General features: G+C 32.2%; 21 protein-coding genes. 4 read left to right on the top strand and 17 right to left on the bottom strand.

Features of this window, described 5'->3' with window-relative positions:
* Nucleotides 1-12 precede the first annotated feature (12 nt).
* The 6 genes from COJ46_RS10115 to COJ46_RS10090 all read right to left on the bottom strand — a co-directional run bounded on the left by COJ46_RS10115 (nt 13) and on the right by COJ46_RS10090 (nt 7,992).
* Nucleotides 13-1,029 (bottom strand): molybdopterin-synthase adenylyltransferase MoeB, encoded by a 1,017-nt coding sequence (locus tag COJ46_RS10115; protein ID WP_097974131.1) that lies wholly within the window; start codon nt 1,027-1,029, stop codon nt 13-15.
* A gap of 260 nt (nt 1,030-1,289) precedes the next feature.
* Nucleotides 1,290-2,315 carry a GTP 3',8-cyclase MoaA gene (moaA, locus tag COJ46_RS10110; RefSeq protein ID WP_097974130.1) on the bottom strand — a complete coding sequence of 342 codons (1,026 nt, stop codon included), beginning with the start codon at nt 2,313-2,315 and terminating at the stop codon, nt 1,290-1,292.
* Between the two features lie 49 nt (nt 2,316-2,364).
* On the bottom strand, nt 2,365-3,156 hold the full coding sequence (fdhD, locus tag COJ46_RS10105) for a formate dehydrogenase accessory sulfurtransferase FdhD (RefSeq protein WP_097974128.1): 792 nt from the start codon (nt 3,154-3,156) through the stop codon (nt 2,365-2,367).
* 150 nt (nt 3,157-3,306) lie between these two features.
* Entirely contained in the window at nt 3,307-3,786 is a 480-nt protein-coding gene (locus COJ46_RS10100) for a helical membrane plugin domain-containing protein (RefSeq protein WP_097974127.1), read from the bottom strand.
* A gap of 12 nt (nt 3,787-3,798) precedes the next feature.
* A complete protein-coding gene (fdhF, locus tag COJ46_RS10095) occupies nt 3,799-6,726 on the bottom strand; it encodes a formate dehydrogenase subunit alpha (protein WP_141437761.1) in 2,928 nt (975 codons plus the stop codon).
* Between the two features lie 267 nt (nt 6,727-6,993).
* Entirely contained in the window at nt 6,994-7,992 is a 999-nt protein-coding gene (locus tag COJ46_RS10090) for an NAD(P)H-dependent flavin oxidoreductase (protein WP_097974123.1), read from the bottom strand.
* 471 nt (nt 7,993-8,463) lie between these two features.
* On the opposite strand from COJ46_RS10090, the gene COJ46_RS10085 reads away from it, so the two are divergent.
* Complete coding sequence (locus tag COJ46_RS10085; RefSeq protein WP_097974122.1) at nt 8,464-9,912, top strand: L,D-transpeptidase family protein; 1,449 nt, start codon at nt 8,464-8,466, stop codon at nt 9,910-9,912.
* Nucleotides 9,913-9,971: 59 nt separating this feature from the next.
* Here the strand turns inward: COJ46_RS10085 and COJ46_RS10080 are convergent, their stop codons facing one another.
* From COJ46_RS10080 to COJ46_RS10060, 5 genes are all read right to left on the bottom strand, one after another.
* Nucleotides 9,972-10,937 (bottom strand): LysM peptidoglycan-binding domain-containing protein, encoded by a 966-nt coding sequence (locus tag COJ46_RS10080; RefSeq protein ID WP_097974120.1) that lies wholly within the window; start codon nt 10,935-10,937, stop codon nt 9,972-9,974.
* Nucleotides 10,938-11,648: 711 nt separating this feature from the next.
* Nucleotides 11,649-12,800: an SLC13 family permease gene (locus tag COJ46_RS10075; RefSeq protein WP_097974118.1), complete on the bottom strand. Its 1,152-nt coding sequence runs from the start codon at nt 12,798-12,800 to the stop codon at nt 11,649-11,651.
* 182 nt (nt 12,801-12,982) lie between these two features.
* A complete protein-coding gene (locus tag COJ46_RS10070) occupies nt 12,983-13,957 on the bottom strand; it encodes an LCP family protein (RefSeq protein WP_097974116.1) in 975 nt (324 codons plus the stop codon).
* A gap of 369 nt (nt 13,958-14,326) precedes the next feature.
* Complete coding sequence (locus COJ46_RS10065) at nt 14,327-14,761, bottom strand: DUF6526 family protein (RefSeq protein WP_097974114.1); 435 nt, start codon at nt 14,759-14,761, stop codon at nt 14,327-14,329.
* A gap of 142 nt (nt 14,762-14,903) precedes the next feature.
* Nucleotides 14,904-15,485 (bottom strand): vWA domain-containing protein, encoded by a 582-nt coding sequence (locus tag COJ46_RS10060; RefSeq protein ID WP_097974112.1) that lies wholly within the window; start codon nt 15,483-15,485, stop codon nt 14,904-14,906.
* Between the two features lie 97 nt (nt 15,486-15,582).
* Between COJ46_RS10060 and COJ46_RS24980 the strand changes: the two genes are divergently transcribed.
* Nucleotides 15,583-15,810: a hypothetical protein gene (locus COJ46_RS24980; protein WP_286133444.1), complete on the top strand. Its 228-nt coding sequence runs from the start codon at nt 15,583-15,585 to the stop codon at nt 15,808-15,810.
* A gap of 342 nt (nt 15,811-16,152) precedes the next feature.
* Here the strand turns inward: COJ46_RS24980 and COJ46_RS10050 are convergent, their stop codons facing one another.
* The 4 genes from COJ46_RS10050 to COJ46_RS10035 form a co-directional block, all read right to left on the bottom strand.
* Nucleotides 16,153-17,268 carry a GGDEF domain-containing protein gene (locus COJ46_RS10050; protein WP_097974111.1) on the bottom strand — a complete coding sequence of 372 codons (1,116 nt, stop codon included), beginning with the start codon at nt 17,266-17,268 and terminating at the stop codon, nt 16,153-16,155.
* A 256-nt stretch (nt 17,269-17,524) separates the two neighbouring features.
* Entirely contained in the window at nt 17,525-18,607 is a 1,083-nt protein-coding gene (locus COJ46_RS10045; protein WP_097974109.1) for a Ger(x)C family spore germination protein, read from the bottom strand.
* Nucleotides 18,604-19,689 (bottom strand): GerAB/ArcD/ProY family transporter, encoded by a 1,086-nt coding sequence (locus COJ46_RS10040; RefSeq protein WP_097974107.1) that lies wholly within the window; start codon nt 19,687-19,689, stop codon nt 18,604-18,606. The genes COJ46_RS10045 and COJ46_RS10040 overlap by 4 nt, the downstream gene beginning before the upstream one ends.
* 17 nt (nt 19,690-19,706) lie before the next feature.
* Entirely contained in the window at nt 19,707-21,194 is a 1,488-nt protein-coding gene (locus COJ46_RS10035; RefSeq protein ID WP_097974105.1) for a spore germination protein, read from the bottom strand.
* Nucleotides 21,195-21,467: 273 nt separating this feature from the next.
* Here COJ46_RS10035 and COJ46_RS10030 point away from each other — a divergent pair, with 273 nt between their 5' ends.
* Both COJ46_RS10030 and COJ46_RS10025 read left to right on the top strand, forming a co-directional pair.
* Nucleotides 21,468-22,115 carry a GntR family transcriptional regulator gene (locus COJ46_RS10030; protein WP_097974103.1) on the top strand — a complete coding sequence of 216 codons (648 nt, stop codon included), beginning with the start codon at nt 21,468-21,470 and terminating at the stop codon, nt 22,113-22,115.
* A gap of 352 nt (nt 22,116-22,467) precedes the next feature.
* Nucleotides 22,468-23,106 (top strand): GntR family transcriptional regulator, encoded by a 639-nt coding sequence (locus COJ46_RS10025; RefSeq protein WP_141437758.1) that lies wholly within the window; start codon nt 22,468-22,470, stop codon nt 23,104-23,106.
* A 68-nt stretch (nt 23,107-23,174) separates the two neighbouring features.
* Here COJ46_RS10025 and COJ46_RS10020 read toward each other — a convergent pair whose 3' ends face one another.
* Together COJ46_RS10020 and COJ46_RS10015 are read right to left on the bottom strand one after the other, a co-directional pair.
* Nucleotides 23,175-24,131 carry an ABC transporter permease gene (locus COJ46_RS10020; RefSeq protein WP_097974100.1) on the bottom strand — a complete coding sequence of 319 codons (957 nt, stop codon included), beginning with the start codon at nt 24,129-24,131 and terminating at the stop codon, nt 23,175-23,177.
* 53 nt (nt 24,132-24,184) lie between these two features.
* Nucleotides 24,185-25,081 carry an ABC transporter ATP-binding protein gene (locus COJ46_RS10015; RefSeq protein ID WP_097974098.1) on the bottom strand — a complete coding sequence of 299 codons (897 nt, stop codon included), beginning with the start codon at nt 25,079-25,081 and terminating at the stop codon, nt 24,185-24,187.
* Nucleotides 25,082-25,352: the final 271 nt, after the last annotated feature.

The following is a 25,352-nucleotide window of genomic DNA, read 5'->3' as shown; positions in this document are numbered from 1 at the left end:
TCATCCTCTCTATTAACCTAATAAACGATAATATAGTTTTTTAGCTTCTTGTATATCATTTGTTCCGTGAACAAAAACCCTTCCATCCTGAAAAATAACAAATCGATAGTCTTCTATTTGACAAGAGATCAAATAAGGATTTCGTTGAACTTTTCCGTATTGATTTAGTTGAATTTCTAGTTCATTAAAGTCGTAATTTTTAGTCGTTGAAGGTCTAATTTGAACCGTGTTTCGCCCACAAAGTGTACTTGTTTTCGTCTGATTTTCAAAGGCTAAATAAGGATACGTCCTATTGGTTCCACATGAAGGACAATCATCTGATTTGAGTTTCGTTAACTTAAATGAATAATGTTGATTATTCCACAAATCAAATGTAAGGAATTTTGAATTAATCGCTGAATAATCCTCAACTAATAGTTTTAATACTTCAGCAACCTGGTATGCCGCTACTAATTGTACCGCAGGACTAATGACTCCGGCTGTGTCACATGTCACACCAGGTACTGGTAAACTTTTTAATATACAGTTTAAACAAGGAGTTTTACTAGGTAGAATCGTGCAACACATACCAAAGCTCCCAACACAAGAGCCATACACCCACGGAATGTCATATTTCTGTGATAAATCATTTATGATAAAGCGAATATCAAAATTATCTGTTGCATCAATCATAACATCAGTGTCCTTCAAATGGACTTCCATATTATCTGCACTTGCATCCATTACTAGTGCATTGATGAACACATCTAAATTTATTTTTTGGAGACGCCCTTTAGCGGCAATTACTTTCGGCAATTTCTCAAATGCATCTTCTTCGGTATAAAGCTGTTGCCTTTGTAAGTTACTCATTTCAACATAATCTCGGTCAATTAAAGTTAACTTTCCAATTCCAGCTCTAACAAGTGCCTCCGCGCTAGCACTTCCTAACGCACCTGCTCCAACAATTAAAACATGTTTCTTTCTAATTAATTCTTGTCCATTTTCACCAATCGGGGTAAAAAGCTGCTGACGTGAATAACGTTCTGACATAAGATATCCTCCATTAAAGAGCAGGACCTAGCGAAAGAGATAAAAAGTTTTCTCCGGGTATCCTCACCAATTTTTTTGCTTTTCTTGTTTTCTCTCTAATAAATAAAGCAGCATTAAGAAATCCTCATCATATAAGGAGTTCTGAATGCTGCTTAATTTCTCTGCTAAACGAACAGAGATACCAATCATCACTTTCTAATTTTAGTAAGAGCATTATACAGAAATTGCATAAACTCCAAACCTTCTATTATTGGTAATGATTAACCACCTATATGGGACATTTCAATTTTATGTGATGATTTATCATTCATTTTTTTCGTATTACTTAATCGTTCATCTGAATAACGATCAGTTCGATTGCTCCATATCGAAAGAATCGTTTCTTTTATTTGTTCATCATCTTGGTTAGATCTTACCAATTCTTTTAAATCATAACCTTTTGTTGCAAATAAACAAGTATATAATTTTCCTTCTGCAGATATACGTGCTCTTGTGCAAGTTGAACAAAATGAATCGGTCACTGATGAAATAATGCCAATTTCCTCATCACTATCTTTGTAACGATATCGATTAGCAACTTCTCCTACATAATTAGCTTCTGTAAATTCTAATGGCATGACTTTATTGATCGTATCGATGATTGTTTGCTTTCCTACTACTTCATCGAGCCTCCAGCCATTATAATTTCCAACATCCATATATTCAATAAAACGAAGAATATGTTTTTTCTCTTTAAAATATTGTGCCATCGGGATAATATCCTGTTCATTCTTACCTTTTTGAACAACCATATTAATTTTAACCTTCATTCCGACATCAGAAGCAGCTTGAATCCCTTCAAGCACAGACTTTACATTTCCTCGATTACCAGTCATATATGAAAATCGTTCTTCATCTAAAGAATCTATGCTTACGGTCACTCTTCTTAAACCAGCTTCATATAAATCTTTTGCAAACTTTTTAAGTAAAGTACCGTTTGTTGTTAAAGCTATATCTTCAACACCATCTATTTTATTTAATCGTTCAATCAGTTTAGGTAAATTTTTACGTAATAAAGGTTCTCCACCAGTAATTCTAATTTTTCTTACCCCTAAAGATACAAAAATACGCGTTAATCTTTCAATTTCATCAAAGGATAGAATTTTATCTTGTGATAAAAAAGAATAGTCCTGACCAAAAATTTCTTCCGGCATACAATAACGGCAACGAAAATTGCAGCGATCGGTAACAGATATACGTAAATCCTGTAAAGGTCGATGATGTTTATCCAATGCAACATTTTTCATAACCATTGCCTCACTTCTTTTTATTTCATAAATGATCTGTTTTTAGTTTCTATTTCACAATACGCTTTGAATGAGTATATACATTAAGTGACTGATTTCGAATAAATCCAACTGTCGTAATACCTAATTCTTCAGCTAATTGAAGAGCTAATTCTGTTGGAGCTGATTTAGTTAGAATGACCTCACAACCAATTTTAGCTACTTTTAGTAAAATTTCAGAAGATAATCGCCCACTAAAAACAATTATTTTATCTGAAATACGAATATTATTTTTTAGACAATATCCATAAATTTTATCTAATGCATTATGCCTACCAATATCCATTCTATTCAAAACAATCCCATTTAAATCACATAAAGCAGCATTATGCACTCCACCTGTTTCATGAAATAAAAATGCGGACTGTTGCATTTCTTTCATTAATCGAAAACAATCCTGAAATGATAGTTGGACATTCACTTCTTTCATTTTTTTTGCAGTTAATGCATCATTTACAAAAACAAACCCTTGTCTACTCATTCCACAGCATGATGTAATATATCTTTTACTTTGAATATCTTTATAAAATGGGTTAATATTCTTTGTTTTTACATGGGCAAAGCCTTCTTTTTCTTGGAACCATATGTTTTCAATATCCTCGTATTTACGGATAACCCCTTCGGATGCTAAAAATCCTACGACCATATCCTCGATATATTCTGGGGTACAGACCATCGTAACCAATTCTTGTCCATTAATTTTTACCGTAACGGGAAATTCTGTGACAACGCTGTCTTCAATATCGTTTGTTTCACCATTTTCAAAGCGGAGAATTCTTCTTCTCACTTCAGTTGGTAGCATCGTTAAAGATTCCCCTCTTCTTAAACTATTTTCATATCGTGTTTTTCAAAAAAATATTCATTAAGAGACAAACCTTTCAATTTTTTTTGATTAAAAGGTTCATCTCTTATTATTAAACTCTTTTCTATGAAATACAAATTGTTTTTTCTATTATTCTTTTAGACCTTTTCCCATACCTTTTAGAAAATTAATACCAAAACCAACTGCACGATTTACATCAGGATCTTTTAAAACTTTTACTAAATCAAGAATCCCTACTTTTTCATCCTTTTCAAGATGTTTATTTCCTTCATCCATTCCTTTTGTTACCGAATTGATCAGCTTTGTTGTTAACTCTGGGTCCACACTTGAAAGTGCACCAGCAGCTCCCATAATATTATTGATAATATTCGTGACTGGCTCACGGTTCATTTGTCCTAAAGCAATTTTTGTAATCTTCTCTTTCGATTGTAGCATTGAATTTGCAGCTTCAAGGACACCCGTATCATTTAATTCAGAAACGATGTTTAAAATTTTATTTAACGAATCTTCATTTTCTGCTAATAATAGCTTCAAATCCTCTAGTTTTTGTTGGTTTTGCTCTTCTTTAGTTGGTACGTATTTTTGAATCGTCGTGATTGGTTGTGCCATCTTTTTTCCCCTTTATTTTGTCGTTAAGTGGACGTATCCTTTTCGTTCCCATTTACGCTGTACCTCAACTCCATTTTGAGGGTTGCGCTTTTTATTACGTGGGTTCGATTTTGGCAACGGACTTTCACCTTCTACACGTAATACTTCCATCCGTACTTTCGTTTGTTTATAAGCTGGTGTATTTGTACGGTGATCTTTAGCTGGACCTGTTAAGAAATTGATGGCAGATTCTTTACTTGTTGAATTCATCGGTAAGAACAACTCATTTTTTTGAACTCGGTCCGTAACTAGTGCTGGTAATTTCAGCGCTCCATATGGTGATACTAATCGAACTAATGAGCCATCTTTAATACCACGTTCACTCGCAAGCTCTGGTGAAACCTCTACAAAAATCTCAGGTACTTTTAATTGAATACCGTATGATTTATTCGTCATATTCCCTTCATGGAAATGCTCAAGCATTCGACCATTATTTATTAATAGGTCAAACTCTTCTGCAAACTCAACAGGTTCCATCCAATCAGCTAAAGCAAATCTTGCCTTTTTATCAGGGAAATTAAAACCATTCTCATAAAGAAGTGGCGTACTTGCTCCGTCTAAGCTACCCCAAAGGAAACTATCCCAGCCTTCCATTACATCGTAGCTTGCTTGTGAGAATAGTGGTGCTAAACTTGCCATTTCAGCGAAAATATCACCTGGATGCTGATAGTTCCAGTTTGCACCTAATCGGTTTGCAATTTCTTGGACAATCCACCAGTCAGCCTTTGATTCACCAAGAGTCGGTAATGCTTGATATAATCTTTGTACTCGACGCTCAGTATTTGTAAATGTTCCTTCTTTTTCAAGTGATGGCGCAGCAGGTAAAATAACATCCGCATACTGTGCTGTTTTTGAGAAGAAGAGATCTTGTACGACAAAGAAGTCCAAATCTGATAACACTTCATGTACGTGGTTTGCATTACAATCGACAAGCGCCATATCTTCACCAACTAAGTACATAGCTTTCATTTCGCCTTTTTCGATCGATTGAAGCATTTGGATATTATCTAAACCAGGTTTTCCTCCGATTTCAACGCCCCACGCTTTTTCAAACTTCATGCGTGCCGTATCATCCGTTACATGTTGGTAACCAGGAAGCCAGCCAGGAAGAGTACCCATATCACAAGCACCTTGTACATTATTATGACCACGAAGCGGATAAGCGCCAGCACCAGGGCGTCTGTAGTTTCCTGTTGCAAGCAATAAGTTCGAGATCGCAGCAGATGTATCAGAGCCACCAGTGTTTTGTGTAACGCCCATGCCCCATAAAATACAAGTTCCATCCGCTTCATGAATCATTTCAGCTATTTGAATTAATGTTTCCTTTGAAATGCCAGTTACACTTTCGGCATATTCAAGCGTATATTTCTCAAGTACCACTTTAAAATCTTCAAAGAAATGAACATTCTCATAAATGAATTTCAAGTCATGCCAGCCTTGGTCAATGATATATTTCGTTACAGCCATCAACCATACTTGGTCTGTACCTTGTTTTGGTCTAATAAAGATGTCAGAGCGTTCTGCCATTTCATTTTTACGAAGATCGGCAACAATCAGTTTTTGACCATGTAACTTATGTGCTCGCTTAACTCTTGTCGCAAGTACAGGATGACCTTCTGCTGGATTCGCACCTACGATTATAACTAGGCCAGCTTTTGCGATATCCTTTATTGTTCCTGCATCTCCACCCATACCAACTGTACGGAATAATCCATCTGTTGCTGGTGATTGACAATAACGTGAGCAATTATCTACATTATTTGTTTCGAATACTTGACGTGCTAACTTCTGAATTAAATAGTTTTCTTCATTCGTAATTTTCGAAGATGAAATAAATCCTACAGAGCCTTTTCCATATTCTTGTTTAATGGAACCAAGTTTACTTGAAACTAAATCAAGGGCTTCATTCCAACTCGCTTCAACAAATACGCCATTTTTTCGAATTAATGGCTTTGTTATTCGCTCTTCTGAATTGACAAAATCCCAACCAAATTTACCTTTTACACAAGTTGAAATTGCATTAACTGGTGCATCAGAGCTTGGTTGAACTTTTAAGATTTTTCGATCCTTCGTCCAAACCTCGAATGTACAGCCAACACCACAGAAAGTACAAACTGTTTTTGTCTTTTTCGTACGTGTTTCTCGCATTGCTGCTTCAACTTCTGAAACTGCGAAAATACCACTATATCCAGGCTCTACTTTTTTGACTAAATCGATCATCGGATCAAGTAACTCGTCGTTTAATCCTGTCATAAAGCCAGCTTCACCAAGCATTGATTTTTCCATTAATGCATTACAAGGACAAATCGTTACACATTGACCACAACTTACACATGAAGAATCATTAATCGAAACACCCTTGTCCCAAATAACACGTGGACGCTCGGCTTCCCAATCGATTGATAATGTCTCATTTACTTGAAGATTTTGACATACTTCCACACACTGTCCACAAGCAATACATTGATTTGGATCATATCGATAAAAAGGATGTGTCAAGTCTACTTCACAAGAAGCAACCTTTGGCTGATAAGGATACTTTTGGTGTTCAATGCCCATTTCTTCTACCGTATTATGTAGCTTACAATTTCCATTGTTATTATCACAAACTGTGCAATATAATAAATGATTTTCTAATAAACGATCCATTGCTTCAGTTTGAGCTTCCTTCGCTCTAGGTGAAGTCAATTGAATATTCATTCCGCTCATTGCTTCAGTTGAACATGAACGTTTTAGTTCACCATTAATTTCGACAATACAAGTATCACAAGTTTGAATTGGATCGACTTCAGGAACATAACAAATTTGTGGATGACTAATTTCATTTTGATTGATGATTTGTAAGATTGTAGAACCTTGCTTTGCGATTACTTCTTTTCCGTCAATCGTGATTGTAACCATGTTATTTTTCACGGTTTTCCTCCCCTTTTTTCACATAAAAAAATCCACCATGAATACACATACCCGATAAATAGGTTTTATGTCTTCATGGTGGAATAGTTTATTAGCAAATCGTACCAACATACCAATCCATTTTTTTGTTTACTAAATTGATAGAGTCATAACATCTCCCATACTATGATTCCATCTCAATAAGTTTATTATAATCTTAAAATGCTAATTAAACAATAGATTCACGATATGAAAGTAAAACGCTTACAATCTTGTTTATTTACTTACCGTTGATTTTAATTTCTCAGCATTTTTATTTAGTTTATTAACTGCTTCACTGTACTCTTCTTCCAACTCATCAATAATGTCGGCAATTGAACTGATTTTTGTAATTGCCCCAACACCATGGCCAGCAGACCATATTTCTTTCCAAGCCTTTGCATTTGACTCATTTTTCATACCATCGAAATCGACTTTATCTTTCTTTTTCAATGTTTCTGGATCAAGACCAGCCTTCACAATGCTAGGAATTAACATATTCGCTTTCACACCAGAGAATGCATCAGTTAGGACGATATCATCTTGTGTTGCATCAACTAACATTTGACGGTATTCATCATTTGCTAAGCTTTCCTTCGCAACAATGAAACGTGTTCCCATATAAGCTAAATCAGCGCCTGCAGCTTGTGCAGCCAATATACTTTTACCAGTTGAAATCCCACCTGCTAACACAATAATGCCGTCCCAGAACGTACGAACACTATCAACGAACGCAAATCCATTTAAATTTCCAGCATGTCCACCAGCACCTGATGCAACTAAAATTAGTCCATCTACACCAGCCTCTGCTGCTTTTTTAGCAAACTTCATATCACTAACATCAGCGAATACTAGTCCACCATAACTATGTACAATATCAACTACTACTTTTGGAGAACCTAATGAAGTAATGACAAGCTCAGGCTTATGTTTTTTCAACAGCTCAAGCTCTTCTTGTAATCTACTATAAGAGCTATGAACCACCATATTCATTGCCCATGGTGCAATTTTACGCTCAGGCTCATTTGCGCGCGCTAAAGCAAGATGATCATTTAATTGACCCATCCATTGATCAAGTACCTCAATCGGGCGAGCATTCGGTGCTGGAAATGATCCAATTACACCATTTAAACAGGCTGCCTCTACTAGCTCAGGACCAGAAACTAAAAACATCGGTGCAGAAATAGCTGGCACCCTCAGTTGACTCCACCATTTTTTAGGAATTTGTTTACTCATTTACATGTCCCTCTTTTCTTTACGGAATATTCAGATTATTAATAATGATACATTAGTAAACTATTCTTTTCAACTCTATCTCTGCAAAAATGCTTCTTGAAGGCTATACGAAATAGCTAATTTACTTAACTTGATATACAAATATAATATAGTGAATAATAAAAAAGGAACTTATATACTAAATACTCTAATAGATTCGTAAATTTAATAATCTTTTACTTCAATAGTAGATAGAAAAATATTATTAGAATGACAGTGAACCATTATATAATTAATTTACACTTTTTAGTCCTATACTTTCTCTTAGCCTGTTCAAAATAAAAAAAGGAAAAAATTTCTTCATCTAAACAAATTGTGACAGAGTTCGACCGAAGAAAATTGTAGAATAGTCACATATAAGTAAATAATGTAATATAATTGTAATATTCTGATCTAAATTTCAGTAAACATTGATAGATGGACTACTTGGTTATGGGAGGAATTGTTTTGGAAAGCACTTTAAATGTTAAAGGAAATAATATTCAACGGAGAAGATCGTTTAAACGCTCTTTCCCTTGGCATTTCATTATGATTGGCATCATTATTATTATGACACTCATCATCGTGTTCAGCTATCGGGCTAACCATTTTAATGCTCAAATCAAAGTAAACGGCATAAATTTAGGTGGACTAAATGCTGAACAAGCACTAAAAAAATTAAAAACTAGCGAACTTAAAAATATCGTTTATGTTGACGACCAAAAAATCTTGGATGGAAAAGATACAAAAATGAACTTTACGGAAAATGATCTGCCGGCTATTAAAAAAATAGTAAAAAACCAGCGCACGTTTTTTCCTTCTTCAAAAGAGAAAAATTATTCTTTAATTCCAAGTAAACGAGATGAAGATCAAATTGACACAATGAAAAAACAGATTGAAGATAAGCTTCTCACTCTTAATAAGAACTTAAAAGCTCCAAAAGATGCGACTGTTCAATTGAAACAAGGTAAAATTATTGTTTCGAAAAGCATTAGCGGTGAGCAATATGATGTCGATCGTCTATTAAATGATTATAAAGGACAAGAGTATACTAGTATAATCCGTCTAAAACCTGTATACATACAACCAATCAAAGAAGACAATCAAATTGTGAAAAATGAAAAGAAAAAACTTCAAGAACTACTAGGGAGAACAGTTCAATATAAGGTTCAGGATAAAGTTTATTCTTTAAATGCGAGTGAATACATTCAAAATGCTTCTGTGTCAAAAGATATGAACGTTACAATCGACTCTAGTAATCTTAAAAACAAGATTGCTGAAATAAATAATTCTCAATCTACATTAAATAAAAATTTCACCTTTAAGACACATTCAGGATCTGTTATTTCAGTTAAAGGAGAAGGCTATGGCTGGGCATTAGATGTTGATAAAGAATCATCACTAGTTCAGCAGGCTTTTGAAACAGGTAAAAAATCGATTATTCCTACTCATATTATCGGAAATGGCTGGAACAATGAAGGTTATGGATATAATACGACCACAAACAATGGAATTGGCGATACATATGCTGAAGTGTCGATTGCCGAACAGCGTATTTGGCTTTATAAAAATGGCAAATTGGTTATCACAACGAATGTCGTTACTGGTAAACACATCACTGGTGAAGATACTTCAAAAGGAGTTTGGTATATCCTTTATAAACGAACACCATCAATCCTAAGGGGCTCACATGTAGGTCTTGGTTCTTATGAAGTTAAGGTCGATTATTGGGCACCATTTACAAACAGCGGACAAGGTTTCCACGATGCTAGCTGGCGTAGCAACTGGTCAAGCAATGCCTATCAAACTGCAGGCTCGGGTGGCTGCGTTAACACTCCACCAAGTCTTATGAAAACCGTATATGATAATCTCAGCACATACGAACCGGTAGTCATCTACTAAAAAATAGCATAATCAAAAACACTGAAACCCCATATTACGTTTCAGTGTTTTTTTTATGATTAGTTTAATATCGTTACTTTCACTTGTTTTCTTCCAAAATTAATCGCATCTTGTTTATTTGGAATAAATACATCAATTCGATTTCCTTTAATAGCACCGCCAGTATCTCCAGCGATTGCTACTCCATAACCTTCTACATTCACTTTACTTCCAAGCGGGATTACACTTGGATCAACGGAAATGACTTTAGTATTTGGATTCTCTTTTAAGTTGATTCCGGTAGCCGTAATGCCAGTACAACCTTTACAAGAAGCTGTATACGCTGATGCTTCCATTGTTAGTACTTTTAAACCAGCCGAATCATTTGTTTTAGATTCACTTTCTTTTGCTGCTGGTACACTCTCTTTTGTTACTGGTGCACTTTCTTTTGTTGTTGGTACACTCTCTTTTATTGCTGGTGCACTTTCTTTTGCTGCTGGTTCACTTTCTTTTGTTATTGATGCACTTTCCTTTGTTGCTGGTACAATTTCCTTTGTTTTAGGAACATCTTCTCTTGATGCCGATACAGTCTTTGAAGATTCTTGTACTGACTTCACTGTTGAAGTAGTTTTAGAATTTGTTGCAAGATTTGTATTTGTCATTTTTGATTGAGCTATATTTTTTACACCTTCAAAGATTACTAGGTTTAATCCAGGTTGAATTAGATCTGTATGTATATTGTTCCATTCTTGAAGTTGCGATACTGTTACATCATGATTTTGTGCAATATCCCATAATGTATCACCTTTTTTAACTTCATAATGTTTTTCTGGTGCAATGATCAGTTTATCACCAGGATGAATTAAGTCTGAAGTAATCCCGTTTAACATTTTAGTATTTTCAACGGTGGCATTATTTGCACGTGATAGATCCCACAAGGTATCCCCTTTTTTAACGTTGACGGTAGCAGCCTGTACATTAGCACTTACAGATACTGAGAGTGCAGCAGCTGCTAAAATGGTTGTAACTTTAACTTTGTTAATCATTTCTTTTTACCCTCCATGTTCCTTTATTTGCTAATTTTGAATAATCGTAACATAGATTTTTCTCAAAAAAAGTAACAGGGAGATGATAAATCATTTCCTTTCATCGCATGTTTATTACAGGTATTTAACTAAAATTACTGAGCAAACAGCAAAAAAGAGCTTTTCCTCAAACTCTTCTCAAAGTAAATTGCCCATATTACTCGGTATTTAGCCCTTCCTTTTTATCGTTAAAAACTATTTCAAAATCTGACGATGGAAATTACATAAATTACAATAGATAAACAATTTCTACAATGAGTTTTTTTCTTTGAAGGCTCTGTTAGAGTAGATTGTTGATTTGTTTATTCAAGTCAACGGCTTTTCATTTACATAATTTCCCAAATTAATAGGCATTTTACTAAAACAACTTATATTAGTTTTTATATAATAATTTTACATTTCTTGTTTTACTTTTTTACCAATATCACCTATTTTTAGAGAAACTTCTCTTTTGAGTTTCTCTCTTTTTACAAGCTTGTTTGCCTTTGCCCAATACATAAATTAATCAAAAAAAGAGAATCCTCCAGTATGGGATTCTCTTTTTTTATTTTTAACCAACTAAGCATGTGATAGTTGGAGATTCAAAAAGGCTTTTCTTTCTGTAATATCATGGAAAGTATGTGTTTTTATATATTGGTAGGATCCAAAGTAATTTAATCCTATTACTTTGTATTAAAAGAAATTTTGATATTTCATCGTAAAATAATAAACAAGAGTTAAAAGAGCTAAAATTGAAAAGTTATAAAAACTAAACCTTATAAGGTACTTTTTACTTTTTTGTGGATCTCTCTTAATAAAAAGTTTAAATGAAATTACACTTGCGAGGGAAGCTACAATTGTACCAAGTCCACCTAAGTTTACACCAACTAATAAAGGCTGCCAATTCACTGAGAATTTTGATAAAAAAATCGCAGCAGGTACATTGCTTATCAGTTGGCTTAAAAATATGGAACTGAAAAAGATTGATGTGGGACTTTTGAGATTTTCGCTAGCAAATGTGTGTATTACCTTTAATTCCGATATGTTTCCTATAAAAATAAAAAAACAGATAAAAGTAATAAGCAATAAATAATCAATTTTCTTCAATAATTTTATATCAAGTATACATGCGGTTCCTAATGCGATCATAAACGCAAGTTTGTAGCTTAAAACCCCTAGTATGGATACAGATATGATGCCAAATAGTATCCCCCATACTGTTGCCTTTTTTTTATTTTTTATAGGAATATTCGGAAGTTCCATTTCCAATGTTTTACTATTCAATCTTTGATTAAAAACCAATAACAGAACAATTCCCAAAACCACTAATAGAACAATTGTTGTGAAAAATTGTATAGGCTTTATTCCGTAGTAAGTAAAGATGAAAAGATTTTGTGGATTTCCCATTGGAGTTAGGCTGCTTCCGATGTTAGCCGCAATTGTCTCTAGTATAATCGTATCTAACATAGAAGTTTGTATGATCTTACTTATTATAAGTGTTAATGGTACAAATGTTATTAATGCCACATCATTCGTTACAAGCATGGAACTAAAAAAGCATAATAAAATAAGGATTGCTGAAACACTTTTACTATTATGACATTTACTCAATATAGCAATGGCGAATTTATCCAATAGTTTTAGATCTTCCAGGGCCTTAACTACTAGCATAAGATTAAATAAACTGACTAATACTTCAAAATTTATATAATCTAGTTTTGGTGCATGGAATAAACAGCTTACGATTGCTAACAAGAGTGATATGGAAAATACAATGTCTTTTTTTATAAATCCAAATTTCAATTTCACATTTTTTTCGTTTTCCACATAAATATATTCTTTCATCAATCCCCCTCCAGTACTTTTCTATTCTACTACACACCCCTGCTTATTGCATTTGAAACCTCAATGCACTTAAAAAATACCATAATTCCCATTAAATCACAGCTATAGGAGTCTAAAAAAGAAAAAAGGTAATTGAGTATGCATACTCATTTACCTCTTTTTTAAATTAAAAATACATGTACTTATTTTGATTCAATTGAATTAGCTGGTAATTTATCAAGCTCAAGATGATTTCTCAAACTTTTTGTTATCGCATTTACGCTAGATTGATCGGGCATATAATAGTAAATTCTGTTAATATAATCGTCTTTTCCTTCCAATTTTAATGTCGTGATGTTTTTAGGATTAGCTTCTTTCATGTCATTGAATAAGTATAATCCTTCAGACAAGCTCATATTTGTTTTGACATTTTTACTAAATACACTTGCATAATTATCTATTTTAAATATTGTTTTCGGAGACTTTAATTTATCGATAATTGCCAGCATAGCTTGTTGTTGACGTTCTTCACGTCCAAAATCACCACGTGGATCGCGCTTTCTCATTCGAGCATAGGCTAAAGCTTCTGTTCCATTTAGATGTTGATTTCCTTTTTTGAAGTAAACCTTATAACGTGGTTTAGTATCTGTATATTGCCAAAAATCAAATGGAACATCAACATCAATTCCACCAATCTCATCGACAATATTTTTAAAACCACCAAAGTCTACAGTAACATAATAGTCGATTGGGACATGTAAAAAGTTTTCTACTGTATTTACAGTTGATTGAAGACCACTGTTATATGCACCATTAATTTTAGATTTTCTTTTTTGAGCTGGAATTTCCACGTACGTATCACGAGGAATACTCATTTTTTGTATTGTTTTATCTTTGGGATTTACAGTTACTAAAATGATGGAATCAGTTCTACCACCTTTACCCTTTGTTGCGTAGTTTTCAATTCCAAGAAATAAAATGGAAAAAGGTTGAGTATCTTTTATTTCTTGTTTACGCAAACTTGAGTGAAGAATTTCACCCTGGGTAGCATTCTGTAATTTATAATATGTTCTTATTCCCTTATATCCAATAAATGCTATAAGAATTAGAACGATCAACAGCAATATTTTAAGAGGCTTTCTTTTTGTTTTTTTGATTTTATTACGCTTTTCTTCCATTTGAGCTCCTTTTGAGATAATTGTATGGTCTATATTTTTTAATCAGAATATTTAAGATGAAAAATGACTAGAATAATTTAAACATTTATGTCGTTATACTACAATACAAATTTTGTTAAATTTTTTTAATGAATAAATTAAAAAGAATAAATTTAAATACAACTTTAGCAACATAGTTTTAAATCTAAACTTGCTATCTATATTGTTAGCGGCATTAGGGGAAATTATCATATTTAATAAGTAACAAATTTTTAACTGGAATTGTTACTCGAACTTTAGACTAATTTTGCTTCAAAAATCAACGTTTATATTAAACAGAGCCCCTCTAAAAAAGAAAAAGGACCTATAATAATAGGCCCCTACACAAAATTAAACGCGATACTCATCCGCTCGCCAATTTTTAATAGTTTGTTTAATCTCTTTCGAACTCAGTCTTTCATTTACTGCTTTTTCACTTAACGCTACAAATTCCTCATTACTTGAAAATCGTAATGCAATGATTTGCCCGATTGTTAATTGAGGATTTAACGGTTTACCTGTTAGCGTAAAGTGACGAAAATTTTCTTCCATTCGAATAACACGGTCTTGTACTTTGTTGGAATAAATTCTTGTTAGAAAAAACGAAACAACTAATAAAAACGATGTAACTAAAATAAATAATGCTAACCAAATTTGATCGTTATTTTTTATCGCGATACACAAGTTAACGATTGAACCAATGATTGTGATTAACGCTAGTGGTGCCCCAAAAAAGTGGAAAACTGGATGATACCGAACGTGATGATCTAAGCTTTGCGGTTTCATATGTACATCTCTCCTCTAAATATGTTTTATGTACCCTATTCTAACATTATTAATCTTACTACTTATTTATCATTAAAGAATTTTTATTTACAATAAAAAAATCTAATAAGTCAAAAAATGACTTCCTAGATTTGAATGTAAATTATATTCTTTTTTCAGACACTGCTTCGCTTATTACACTATACATTTTTTCAACACCTTCATTAGAAGATTCAAAAGTATAAGCATTTTCTTTTAATATTCCTAGGCTACTCGCTTCTTTTGCTACATCAATATTGCCCCCCATAAATATAAATTCCCAATTATACTTTTCTTGTTGGTGATGGATCAGATGTTTCACTTTACTATACGTGAATTCAACACTCGCATTCTCTAACCCATCGGTAGTAATAACAAATATGACTTTACCAGGTCTTTCCATCTCATTACATAAAGACAATCTGTCTCCTACATTTAAGATGGTTTTTCCTATAGCATCTAAAAGTGCAGTCGTGCCCCTTACAAAATAATCTTTATCCGTTAATTTTACTTCTTGTGCTTTTCGCCCATTCCATAAAACTTCATACTGGTCGTCAAAAAGAACTGTTGTTACATTTGTATCTCCATCAAAACTACTTTGTTTTTTTATAAATGCGTTAAATCCACCGATCGTATCACTTTCAAGTCCTCCCATAGAACCACTTCTATCGATTAAAAATATGATTTCTGTTTTATTACTATTCATTCTTAATCAGCCCCTTCATTCTTGATGTTATAATAGTAACTGAATTAATTAGTAGATAGGTCGCCTTAAAAGAGACATTTTGGAAGGGGGAATTAAAATGCTTAACCAAGAATTTTTGATTGAATTACAACAATATGTAAAACGCCATTTAGATGATTTAATAATAGATGAATTACATTTTAGTCAGAATGAACTATATGCTGCTGAGCCTTTAGAAAATATAGAGATTGAAGCATTTATTAAAAACAAGCTGAAACCAACATTTAGAGAACTCTTATTTAACTTTATAGATAAAAAAAAATGTCCGCGATCCATTAATCTATAAAAAGGCGGGAATTGACCGAAAACATTTTTCAAAAATCCGCTCTATTCCTAATTACCTTCCTAAGAAAAATACAATAATTGCTTTATCATTAGCACTTGAACTAGATAAAATTGAAACGAGCGAACTCTTAAGTTCTGCTGGCTATACATTATCAGACAGCGATTTAACTGATTTAGTTATAAAATTTTTCTTAGAGAAAAACATTTATGATATCGATTTAGTCAACGAAGCATTGAACCACTTTAATTTAAATCCATTAATTAAATAAATAAAAAAACATCTTAAATCACCTTTTCTGAAGTGATTAATAGATGTTTTTTTCATTTAACCATATTCCATATTTTAGCAACTCACTTGATCTCTTCCATTATGCTTTGATTTGTATAATGCCTGATCAGCTTGCTTTACTAACTTTAAGTAATCTTGTTCAGTTTCAGCAATCAATGAAGCTACACCAATACTTAATGTAACTAATTTTTTCTCTGATTGCTCATGTTCAATCTTTAATTTTTTTATATTTTTACATAATCGATTACCTATTTTAATTGCATCATTCAGATCTGATTTCGGTAACAAGATTGAGAATTCTTCTCCACCATACCGTGCAACAATGCCTGATGCGCTTGTCGTCTCTAATTGCAAACTAGTTGCTACTTTTCTTAAGCATTCATCACCTTTTGGGTGACCATAAAGATCGTTATATTTTTTAAAATAGTCCACATCAATCATTAATAATGTCATTGGTATGGATGTATCATAGGATTTGGAACATCCATTTAAAAGTTGTTTTTCAAAGTATCTACGGTTATAAAGTCCTGTTAGACTATCCACATTTGCGATATTTTCCATTTTCTTTAATTTTATTTCTGTATTACGTGTTTGATAGGCTATAAAATAACTTAATAATAATGCTGGAACAAACATTAAAATCCAAAACCCAATCGTTTGAAGTAATCTTTCTGATACAATCGCACCAATTGGTTTTAGCATCCATTTATCGATTAGATAAAAACCGATACATCTAAACAAAATGATAATAGGAGTCAAAATAAGAATTCTTTTCTTTTCATCCCATTTTTGATAATTCATATAAAAACCAATAAATAAAACAATTAATAACAAAAGTGAATCAATTAGGTAAACATAGTTAAATCCTTTAATAAAATAAAAAGCAATAATATCGAAGAAAAACATTGTCACTAAGGTAATATTCCCAAAAAAGATCGCTGCAATTTCCATTCCAAGAGCTCTAATTTGAATATTTGTTCCATGATCTGTGAAAATCGGGAAATTTATTAATACAATCGTTAATATACTCAATAGAATCCCGATAAAAAATTCTTGAAATTTTGATTTCCCTGCAAACCTTTGTCTTGCTTCTCCCCATAAGATGGAAGAAGTTAGATAAAAAAAACTAATGATGATTGTATGGGTTATGAAAATATTTTTAAAAAGCATAATCCCCTCCAGGAATTACCTTAAAATAAATACAATTATTTTTAATTTATTAAAGAAACTGATCTATGGATTAAATTATCTTATACTTAACTTTTCCGTAATATTATTTTAACATACTTATTCAATCGTTTGTATACAATTTTTATACAATGTTCTTAATTAAAAAAGACGTCTATCTGTCTAACAATGACCTTAAGACGTCCTTTTTTAGTTCCATTCACGTTTTAATAGTTCTTCTATTCATTCGAAACATGATCTATTCAACAATTCCTGTATGAAGTATATCTAAATTAACCTTTACTTTAATTTTTGCACTCGAATACTGTTTCCTCCATTTTTTTCCATCAAATTCCCTGTAATGTGCTTCTAATTTTGAGCCGAAACCAATTGGATCAACATTATTTTTTTGAAGGAGTGACATAAGCTCCTTTGCATTTTTTTCAATATCCCTTTCAATTGCTTTACTTATTTGTTTAATATGTTTAGGAAGTACTATTGGTTTATCACCAGTATATTCTTGAATTCTGGCATTCATTTTTAAATGAATTGTAAACTCTGGTTTTCCTTTTTTGATTTTGATGTCATATTTACTTTTAGATTTTATATTATCAATTGCTACATAATCTCCATCAATTTTGAACTGATGTAATCCTTGTTTATAATTTTCTTTCATCCCTTTAAAAATGAAAGCATATTTCCAAGGAATAATTGTTATGAGTTTATCTCTTTTGAAAGTTGCAATGCCATTTATTTTAATCTTGTCATTCACTATTTTTAACACCGGTAAATACGGATCCTGCCCTACTTCAAAATATTGATAGACAAACGTTGAGAAATCAGTATAGGGAAAAGGTCCAGTCTCTGAATTGTGTACAAGGAGATCGTAAAGATATAAAGCTATGTTTTCATCTTTATACTGTTTTAATGAAAGTAAATCACTTGTTTCACCATCAACAATCGCTAATTGTATGATATTCCCTACGGCCGGGTCCCGATTAAACGTATCAACAATTGGAAAAAAACCTTTTTTGGCTAAGTCCAGACTGAATGTAACAACTCGCATCTGACCTGACATTAACCGATACCTCATTTGACTATCTAATCTTTCCCTTACTTTTTTTATTGTTTCTCCATTTGCAGAAGACACTTTATATTCGATCTGTCCAGATGGTCGAAACACAGGGAAAACAACAGTCCCTTTCAGTTGTTCTGGTTTTGGAAGGTCGAAACCAGCTGCTTCAATAATATTAAGTTCATTAACATTCGCAGACGGTACAAGTGCACAGCCATTTAAAGTTAATGCAATACAAATAATAAAAAATAGAAGATATTTTTTCATTTTACTTTCCCAGACTTCTTTATCATAAATATGATTGAAAAAAGTGGTATATAAATATAAAAAATGTATAGAGAAATTCTACTTGTATAATCTGTAAATGCATTAATTTCATATCGAGTTTCAAGTAATTGACAAACGATAAAACTAATTACACTAATCAATATTAATGTATACTTTTGCTTCCATTTAAAAATTAATTTTAAGCCTCTGCTTGAGCTCCATAATAATAGAGCTAAAATTGAAATAATTTTAATTAAAAAACTGGAAATTAGTATATATTCAAATCTTTCTAAAAATGGAAAATGAATTAATTTAGCGATATAGAGTCTCGCCCAGATTACATGTCCAATTTGTTTTTCACTTAAAAGTAAAAATGTTGTAAAAGCCGATAAAGTGAAGATTAAAGTTGAAAAAGCGATTCCCCATTGAGCAAACTTTTGAGAAGAATTTCCATTACGAATAAATGGAAAAACCATTAGTAATATTTCAAACCCCGCCATTGTATAGATTGATTTTTTTGCAGACAATAACAAATCTTTAAACGAATGATCAAGAATAGGTAAAATATTATCCATATGAATATATTTATGTGGCAAATGAAATAGCAAAGCCCAAAGCAATGCCGTAAAGATTCCAGATAGAAATGCAATCCCAACTACTACACGAAACCCACCTGATACAATATAGTAGCATAATAATAAAATGATACTCGATAATAGCCACGTTGATATAGACGGAAACATCCAAACTTGAACGATTTCAATATATAATCTTAAAACAGATATTGCTAAAATTAGATAATAGATTAGAATAACTAAACTTAAGATTGATCCGATAATATTACCAAAAAATTGCTTATGCGCATCAATAATATCCCCTTGTGCCTTTGTTAACATTTTATACATAATCCATACAACTGCATTAACAATAAACCCAGCAATTATGACACTAATCCATGCATCATAACCAGCATCTTGTGCGATGAGTCGTTGAAACCCTAAAACACCTACGCCTATTTGAGAGCTTGTAATAATAAAAAATAGGAGATACGGTGAAACTTGTTGTCTTCTATACGATGCCATTAATAAATCTCCCCTTTTTATTCATCAAAATCACTCGGTGGACCTGGACGTTTTATATCATTTGTTGCACGAAAAAGTGTAGCCGGTCTTAAATTCGTAGGTCTTTTTTTCTGCTTTGCAAATGGTAATCTGATCCACAAATCATTAAATGCCGTTTTCCTAAATGGATATGATCCAATATATGGTCTTCCTAAAGAGGTTAATCGAAGCAAGTGCGTCATTAAATAGATAAAGCCCATAAAAATCCCTAAAAGCCCAATTAGCTGAGCCATTATGATTACCGGAAACTTTATAAATCGAATCGTATTGTTAAATTTATAGATTGCAGATGTGTAGGATGCAAGTGTACCAAGTCCTACTAAGATTAATAGAATATTACTCGTAAGCTTAGCTTCTACAACAGCTTGCCCAATTACAATACCACCAACAATACCAAGCGTTTGTCCAATTTTTGATGGTAATCGAAGTCCAGCTTCCTTTACTAGCTCGATCGTAAGTTCTAAAAATAACACCTCAAAAATTGGAGGAAATGGTACAGATGCTCTAGATATGACTAATGATTCAAGTAAGCGAGGTGGAATTAGCTCATAATGATAGGTCAAAACAGCAACATAAAATGGCGTTATGAAAATCGAAAGGGCAAAACCAAACATTCTAAGAAAACGGAAAAATGTAGCGAGAACCCAATTGACATAATAGTCTTCCATCGAAATAAAAGTCTCATCTATTAAAGCTGGTGTTAAAAGAACATTTGGAGAACCGTCCACAACAATGGCGATTTTCCCTTCAGTTAAACCTCCGACTGTACGATCAAGTCTTTCAGTTGGAATCGATTGTGGAAAAATAGAATGCGTGTTATCACCAATCATAGACGATATAAATGAACTATCCGGAATATGATCATATTGGATATCTTTTATCCTCTGAGTAACTGTATTAACATTTTCATCATCAGCAATACCACTTATATAGATAACAGCAACACTCGTTTTTGATAACTTCCCAACTACCAATTCCTCGACATGAAGATCAGAAATTGGTAGTTTATTTCGAATTAAATTGATGTTTACATCCATATCTTCTACAAATCCAACTTGTGGACCTAAAGTAGTAGCTTCCATTATAGGAGGACCTATCGTTCTTGAAACATTATTCGATATATTTACAAGTAAACTATCAGTTTTATTCTCACCATACTGAATTGCCATATAGCCCTTTAGCAGTTTACTTTTGATTTTAGAACTATCTGAAGTAATCGTAAGTTGTTGAACTGGAAGTTGAGACATCAAATCTTCAAGCGTATAATTCTTTGTCAAATATGGAAGTATTTGTTCATGCATGACCTCAGACCTAATTAACGTTCGGTAAAAATAAATACTATAGTAACTATCATTCTCAAGATCACTTGAAGTTTTAAATTTTATAAAATCATTTGATTTCGATAATTCATCAATCCAATTTTCATTTGAGGAATCTTTTTTCATACCATCTTTATAAGTTCTCATACCGTTCCCCTATTTTGATTTTATTTTATCATTTGAATTCGAGATGGAAATTATTCTAATATATGGAAGAAAATACATCGTTTAATTAATTAAACATTTTTAAATTCAGATAATAATCAACCTACTAATACTAAAATCCACCTATATTCCTTTATCAAAAATTGAATTATTTTTTTCTATAGCTTATCAATTGGATTTTTAATGTATACTATTAAGGATTAAATAAGAAGATCTTTTATGAAACAGTTAATACATTTATAGTAGGAGAATAAAATGGCAAAAGAGAAAACGTTAGAACAAATTGCATATGAAAAATTAAAAAGTTTGATTCATTCAGGTGAGTATCAAACTGGTATGCATTTGAAGGAAACTGCACTTGTATCTGAATTACAAATGAGTAGAACACCGATTAGAAGAGCACTTGGAAGACTTGTATCCGAAGGGTTGTTATCACACAACAACTTTCATGGAACGACTGTTACATATACTCATTTCACATTAAATGAAATTATTAATATGATTGAAATTCAATGGTGCTTTGCTGTATTTTGCATAGAAAAATCTCAAAGGAAGCATACTCCATTTAATGTCAAACTACTTAGAGAAATTACTGCGTCTATGGAAAAAGCATATAATCAAGATGATGCCCACAATTATCACCGAGCATTGACAGAGTTTTATAAAACATTCTTACTAAATTCTCAAAACAATTTAATCATCGAAATGCTTGATCAACTATGGAAGAGATTTACTGAAGAAGCAACGTCATCTAATGTATTTAATGTAAGAAAAAATAGAATTCCAAAGACAATAGAATTATATACTTCTCTTGTTGATTGTGTGGAAAAATCTGAATTTGATAAAGCGACTGAAATATTAACTCAACTGAAAGAAGAAGCATTTATGGATTTAATCTTTTAATGCAAATTCAATAAAAAACATCTAAACCTTTTAAGGCTTTAGATGTTTTTTTATTGATTATCGAGAATTAATTAATATTTTTTTTGTATACAATATTATTAAAATTTTACTTCAGCATTCTTTAAACATCCTCTTACTTCATTTATCTCTTTGATTAATCCGATAAGATAATTCCCTTTATTACCATAATTGAATCAATTATTTCTCTATACTATTTAGTCAATTTCATTGTATACTTTGTGTATAATATTGGTTCTATTAATTTGTTAGTATAATGAGTGAATTTATAAAAAATCCCACTCTTGGTTAGCTACGCATTAAAATAACACTAGAAAGTAGGACGGTGAAATACTTGCCAAATAATATCACACTAGAACAAAAAGCATATGAAGAAATCAAAAAATTTATAATACAAGGTAAATATTCTCCTGGAACATATATAACTGAAGCATCACTTGTAAATGATTTGAACATGAGTAGAACTCCTATTCGAAGGGCGCTTGTCAAATTGGAAACAACTGGTTTCGTTAAACATTTTAAAAACCAGGGCTCAATGGTACAAAATATTCAAATTACAATGATCGATATCGTTAATTTTTTAGAATATCGTTTATTTTTAGGCATTGGAAGCATTGAAAAAGCGAAAAGGAAAATGCTTGATTTCCCAATTAATGAACTGAATGAATGCATTCAGTTATTGAAAAATGCGGTAGCTAATGAAGAGCATCATTTATATTTCGATGAAGCAAATCGCTATCATAATCTTATTTTACAAACGAGCCAAAACGATTTAATGATGGAAACAATCGGGGCATTACAAAATAAATTTGAGATTATTGCAAGTAAATATTATTCCTATAGAAGAAGTTCAGTTGAAAATCATATTAAACAGTATGAAGATTTAACTAAATTTTTTGAAGAAAAAGAGTATGACCAAGCATTGAAACTGTATAATGAAATGATGAAAGAAAAAATACAATCATTATTTTAGAAAAATGAAAAAGCCTTGTTCTGCACTTTGAATAAGGCTTTTACAATGAAACTAGTCACTCTAGCGACTTAAGCTGTTACATCTCGTTTTGAAAATACAACTAATGATAATCCTAGGAAAATAACAAAATAGACTAATAGCATAATGACTGAGAATGTCATTGTCATCCCTTCAATTGGTGGAGTACCATTTACGTACTGCATTAAATTTGTATTGGCAAATAAGATAAACTTTGTCCAGTCAAAGAATCCAGCCAAAATAACTGTTACCGTATTTCCGACTGTTAATAGTAAAATTGAAATACCGATCGCAATTGTGTTGTTCCTAAATACTGTTGAAACCATAAACGCCATCGTAGCAAGCATAAATGTTTCGATGAAGCTCATTACGTAAAGCTTTGCAGAATAGACAAGTCTACTTTGCTCTTCAACATGGCCATCAACATATGCTAGGTATGAAGTATTCCCACTTCCTGTACCAAAAAGTGCTAAACCTAATAGATTCGAAACTAAAAATAATATAAATAACAACGCAAAACCAAATAGAATACTAGTTAAATACTTTGACATAATTATTTTTTTTCTAGAAAACGGACGGATTAGTAATAGCTTAATCGTACCCCAATTAAATTCACTTGCCACTATATTGGCAGAAACAATAATCGTAAATAGTCCTACTAAAATAATTAAACTTGATGAAACATCCATAAAAGTCCAAACATTTGTCTTTTCATTTGGTGATATATTATGAACTATTCTATACTCATTAATTGCAATTGATCGTTCTAAAAACTTTCTTTCAGGGTCATTTTTATCACTAATACTTTTTAATTGTTTTTTATCTTCTGCTGTTTGTACTTGTAATGTTTGCTTCCAATTCTGATCTGCATTTTGGTCTTTTTTATGTTCATTATATTTTACAAATGAACCCATAGCTCCTACAAGTAAAATAATAAGAGCAACCATCACAATTGTACCTGGTCTTTTTATAATCTTTATCCATTCATTTTGAATCAATTTTAACATGTCCTAAGTTCCTTTCTTTTTGAAATAATAAGCATCAACAAATTATAGAGTTGTTAAACATTCGTAATTTCTAAGAAACGATCTTCCAATGTTTTTGCATTTGCCTTAAATCCATATACGCGAATGTGATTTTCGACTAATAGCTCAATTACATTCGGTACATCTTCTCTCGTTAATTCAATATGTATTTCGCCATCAACTAATTGAACGTTATGTTTAGATAATACTTTAAGTGCAGTTTCATTATTATTTACTTCAATTGAATATGTTTGGACATCTTCAGTTGTAAGCTCTGTTACAGCCTGTACATCTACAAGCTTACCTTGTTGAATAATACCAATTCGATCACACATCATTTCCATTTCTGCTAATAAGTGACTCGATACAATAATCGCCATTCCTTTTTTCTTCGTAAGAAGCTGCAAGTGGTCCCTCATTTCACGGATACCCGCTGGATCAAGTCCATTCGTTGGTTCATCAAGAATTAATACCTTCGGATCATGCAATAAGCATTGAGCTAGACCAAGACGCTGTCTCATACCAAGAGAATAAGTTTTAACTTTTTGACGAATAGCTCCAGTTAAACCAACAAGCTCAACAACTTCATCAATTTTCTCTTTTGATACATTCTTATCCATTCGAGCATATTGCAGTAAATTATCATAACCACTTAGAAATTTATACAATTCTGGATTCTCTACAATTGCCCCTACATTCTTAATTGCATCTTCAAAGTTGGACTTAATACTATGACCATTAATGACAACGTCACCTTCAGAAATATTCATCAAACCAACCATCATCCTGATCGTCGTCGTCTTACCAGCTCCATTTGGACCTAAGAATCCAAAAACTTCGCCTTCAAAAATATCAAAGCTTAAATCAGAAACAATCTTCTTCCCTTTTATTTCCTTTGATAAGTTCTTAATTTGTACAATTGCCTTTTTCATTTCGTCCTCCTTATTTCCAATATTTTCTAAATTTCTAATTCTATTTTAACAAAACTAATTGGAGAACAAAACGGTCTAAAGACTGAGTTTGTTAAAAACTGTAATATAATGTTACGGAAATATGAAGAATATTACATTATCTTTGGTTTTGCCACCGATTTTTGAAATATTTACTTTTACTAGTGTTTATTTAATTTCGTAGAGTGATAATATGCAGCTTATCGTGGTATAAATTGCGAGGATCGTCACATATTTAATTAACTTAAAAAAG

The sequence above is a fragment of the Bacillus sp. AFS077874 genome, assembly GCF_002566505.1.
GTDB lineage: Bacteria > Bacillota > Bacilli > Bacillales > Bacillaceae_G > Gottfriedia.
The sequence above is the reverse complement of the archived record's forward strand: the minus strand, read 5'-3'. Positions and strand labels throughout refer to the sequence as shown.

Bases quoted from the DNA above. Each gene is read 5' to 3' on its own strand.
- COJ46_RS10060 (WP_097974112.1), bottom strand. From the start codon at position 15,485: ATGAATAGTAATAAAACAGAAATCATATTTTTAATCGATAGAAGTGGT.
- COJ46_RS24980 (WP_286133444.1), top strand. From the start codon at position 15,583: ATGCTTAACCAAGAATTTTTGATTGAATTACAACAATATGTAAAACGC.
- COJ46_RS10030 (WP_097974103.1), top strand. From the start codon at position 21,468: ATGGCAAAAGAGAAAACGTTAGAACAAATTGCATATGAAAAATTAAAA.
- fdhD (WP_097974128.1), bottom strand. From the start codon at position 3,156: ATGCTACCAACTGAAGTGAGAAGAAGAATTCTCCGCTTTGAAAATGGT.
- COJ46_RS10075 (WP_097974118.1), bottom strand. From the start codon at position 12,800: ATGAAAGAATATATTTATGTGGAAAACGAAAAAAATGTGAAATTGAAA.
- COJ46_RS10115 (WP_097974131.1), bottom strand. From the start codon at position 1,029: ATGTCAGAACGTTATTCACGTCAGCAGCTTTTTACCCCGATTGGTGAA.
- COJ46_RS10015 (WP_097974098.1), bottom strand. From the start codon at position 25,081: ATGAAAAAGGCAATTGTACAAATTAAGAACTTATCAAAGGAAATAAAA.
- COJ46_RS10070 (WP_097974116.1), bottom strand. From the start codon at position 13,957: ATGGAAGAAAAGCGTAATAAAATCAAAAAAACAAAAAGAAAGCCTCTT.
- COJ46_RS10080 (WP_097974120.1), bottom strand. From the start codon at position 10,937: ATGATTAACAAAGTTAAAGTTACAACCATTTTAGCAGCTGCTGCACTC.
- COJ46_RS10035 (WP_097974105.1), bottom strand. From the start codon at position 21,194: ATGAGAACTTATAAAGATGGTATGAAAAAAGATTCCTCAAATGAAAAT.
- COJ46_RS10040 (WP_097974107.1), bottom strand. From the start codon at position 19,689: ATGGCATCGTATAGAAGACAACAAGTTTCACCGTATCTCCTATTTTTT.
- COJ46_RS10100 (WP_097974127.1), bottom strand. From the start codon at position 3,786: ATGGCACAACCAATCACGACGATTCAAAAATACGTACCAACTAAAGAA.
- fdhF (WP_141437761.1), bottom strand. From the start codon at position 6,726: ATGGTTACAATCACGATTGACGGAAAAGAAGTAATCGCAAAGCAAGGT.
- COJ46_RS10085 (WP_097974122.1), top strand. From the start codon at position 8,464: ATGGGAGGAATTGTTTTGGAAAGCACTTTAAATGTTAAAGGAAATAAT.
- COJ46_RS10045 (WP_097974109.1), bottom strand. From the start codon at position 18,607: ATGAAAAAATATCTTCTATTTTTTATTATTTGTATTGCATTAACTTTA.
- COJ46_RS10050 (WP_097974111.1), bottom strand. From the start codon at position 17,268: ATGCTTTTTAAAAATATTTTCATAACCCATACAATCATCATTAGTTTT.
- COJ46_RS10020 (WP_097974100.1), bottom strand. From the start codon at position 24,131: ATGTTAAAATTGATTCAAAATGAATGGATAAAGATTATAAAAAGACCA.
- moaA (WP_097974130.1), bottom strand. From the start codon at position 2,315: ATGAAAAATGTTGCATTGGATAAACATCATCGACCTTTACAGGATTTA.
- COJ46_RS10065 (WP_097974114.1), bottom strand. From the start codon at position 14,761: ATGAAACCGCAAAGCTTAGATCATCACGTTCGGTATCATCCAGTTTTC.
- COJ46_RS10090 (WP_097974123.1), bottom strand. From the start codon at position 7,992: ATGAGTAAACAAATTCCTAAAAAATGGTGGAGTCAACTGAGGGTGCCA.